2 protein-coding genes are annotated in these 1,842 nt (G+C 67.3%); one reads left to right on the top strand and one right to left on the bottom strand.

The features are described from left to right. Positions 1-23: 23 nt before the first annotated feature. Positions 24-344 carry a (2Fe-2S)-binding protein gene (locus ACWF94_RS39765; RefSeq protein WP_453500054.1) on the bottom strand — a complete coding sequence of 107 codons (321 nt, stop codon included), beginning with the start codon at positions 342-344 and terminating at the stop codon, positions 24-26. 413 nt (positions 345-757) lie between these two features. Between ACWF94_RS39765 and ACWF94_RS39760 the strand changes: the two genes are divergently transcribed. Continuing rightward, positions 758-1,741 carry a helix-turn-helix transcriptional regulator gene (locus ACWF94_RS39760; protein ID WP_453500052.1) on the top strand — a complete coding sequence of 328 codons (984 nt, stop codon included), beginning with the start codon at positions 758-760 and terminating at the stop codon, positions 1,739-1,741. Positions 1,742-1,842: the final 101 nt, after the last annotated feature.

Genomic DNA, 1,842 nt, shown 5'->3' with positions numbered 1-1,842 from the left:
ATATGGAGCGACGGGGGAATCGCTCAGGCACTGCGGGGGGTGGCGGTGGTGGTGTCCGGCTCGGCCATCTGGTGGTCGCGCTGGTCCAGGTTCACAAAGATCATTCCGTACCGGATCGCGCAGCGCACCGGCTGCGGTGCGCCGCGCGGGCGCCGCAGACAGCGGTAGGCGCGGACATCCTCGTCCTCCTCGCGTGCCACGACGATCGGCTCCCCGAACAGGGTGACCATCAGCGAGTCACCACGGTGGGGGATCGCCGTGACGAGATCGATGAAGTGCCATCCCGACCGGTAGGCCGTGGCCATCTCACGCCGGAAGGTCCGGTCGTCCGGAGGGACGGTCATGCTTCCGCGCCCTTGGGAGAGCCGGCGGGGGAGCTTGCGGGAGAGAGGTCCCAGGAGGGTTCGCCGGACACGACGCCCGACGACGTGAAGTCAGTCCAGGAAGGCACTCCCGGCCCGGCTCCCGTTGCCCCGGCGAGAAGCGTGCTGTCCCACGAGGGCTCCCCCTGGACCGCCGCCACCGTGCCGACCGGAGCGCCGTCCTGGAAGGACTCACCATGGGAGGCCACCGCGCCTAGCGCGGCTGCCGCCATGGCAAAGGCACAAAGAGCACGTAGCGTCCTAGACATGGGTGATCTCCACCTCATTTGATCATTCCTTCTCCCCCGCGCATAAGACGATGTCTCACTCCGAACGCTTGCACCAGCGACCGCAGGCATCATGTTCCTGTAATGCAGGAACATGAGGGGGTACATATGACGTCTAATGAGGGCGAACCCGGACACCCTCACGGAGACGGCAAGTTGTGCGAGGCGGGAAAAAGCCTATACATCACAGCCCTGCGCACCGGTCGTATCGCCCGGTCAGAAGCAGAGTCCACACCGTGTCTGTTCGACCTCGCCCTGCTCCACCCCGATCCCTACGACGCCCAGTGGCTCCGTCCGGTGTCGCCGACCACCGCCCTGACGCAGCTCATACACCCCATCGAGCGGGAGATCCAGGAACGGCGGCGACGGGCCGTCGCACTCGCCGACGCGCTTGAACCGTTCATGGCCTTCACCGCTCAGAACTCCGCCGTCCCCCAGGGAATCACCGTCCTGGAAGGACTCAACCGCATCAACGCAACGCTCGATCAGGTCACTGCCGACTGCACCCAGGAACTCCTCACCGTCCAGCCCGGCAGCGGACGGCAGCCGCACGCCCTGGAGAAGGCACTCCGCAGGGTGGAACCGCTGATCGAGCGGGGTGTGCGCATGCGCACGCTCTATCAGCACACGGCCCGCCACCACCCCGCCACACTCGCCTATATGGAGAAGGTCGGACCGACCGGGGTGGAGGTGCGCACCCTGGAGGAAATAATCGACCGCCTGATCATCGTCGACCGCAAGGTCGCCTTCATCCCGGCGAGCAGCGACCGGCTCTCCGCGCTGGAGCTGCGGCACAAGGGCATCGTCGAGTATCTGGTCGGCGTCTTCGAGCAGTTCTGGCTGCACGGCCTGCCCTGGGAGGAGCCGGTCAGCTACGGACCGGATCTCGACGGCATCACCGGCGTGCAGCGTTCCATCGCGAAACTGCTGGTGGAAGGGCATGTGGACGAGGCGATCGCCCGCCGTCTCGGGATGAACGTCCGCACCTGCCGGGCCCATATCGCCAAGCTGGGGTCGTCCCTGGGCAGCGGCAGCCGCACTCAGCTCGGCTATCTGATCGCACGGTCGGGGATTCTGGAGCACGAGTCCTGACGCTCAGGCGCGACGGACCCGGCATACGGCGGCTGCGCCGGGACACCCCATCGTCCCCGGCGCACCGCCCGGTCCCCGGGTCCGCCGCCCGGCCCCGGTGC

This window comes from Streptomyces sp. NPDC055078 (assembly GCF_053607985.1).
This window is presented reverse-complemented; position numbering and strand designations above follow the sequence as displayed.

What these genes read in the sequence shown, in the direction of transcription:
- ACWF94_RS39760 (WP_453500052.1), top strand. Translation starts at nt 758, where the DNA reads ATGACGTCTAATGAGGGCGAACCCGGACACCCTCACGGAGACGGCAAG.
- ACWF94_RS39765 (WP_453500054.1), bottom strand. Translation starts at nt 344, where the DNA reads ATGACCGTCCCTCCGGACGACCGGACCTTCCGGCGTGAGATGGCCACG.